The organism is Neisseria sp. P0014.S009 (assembly GCF_051958155.1).
GTDB classification, from domain to species: domain Bacteria; phylum Pseudomonadota; class Gammaproteobacteria; order Burkholderiales; family Neisseriaceae; genus Neisseria; species Neisseria flavescens_C.
Window position 1 is genome coordinate 1 of the sequence record NZ_JBQCVS010000325.1, and the last position, 229, is coordinate 229.

Annotated in this window: 1 protein-coding gene; it reads right to left on the reverse strand. The window is 62.9% G+C overall.

Annotation, left to right across the window (positions count from 1 at the left end; all coding sequences use genetic code 11):
- The coding region (locus tag ACTHS4_RS12820) for a hypothetical protein (RefSeq protein WP_440366072.1) at positions 1–229 on the reverse strand (229 nt) is incomplete at both ends.

Here is a 229-nt window from a genome sequence, read left to right on the forward strand (position 1 = left end):
CTGTTGGCCAGGCGGGCGGTATCGACGGCCAGATCCTGACTGCCGCTTTGGCTGATGCGGCCGCTGTTGTCCAATACGGGGGCGGCAATGTCGAGAAGGCCGCCGTCGATTTGGTCGCTGTTGCCGATATGGGCGCTGCGGATGCGGGTTTCTGAGGTGCTGAGAATGCGGCCGCTGTTGTTCAGGCTGCTTGTGCTGTCGATGCTGCTTTGGCCGTGGGCGTAAAGGG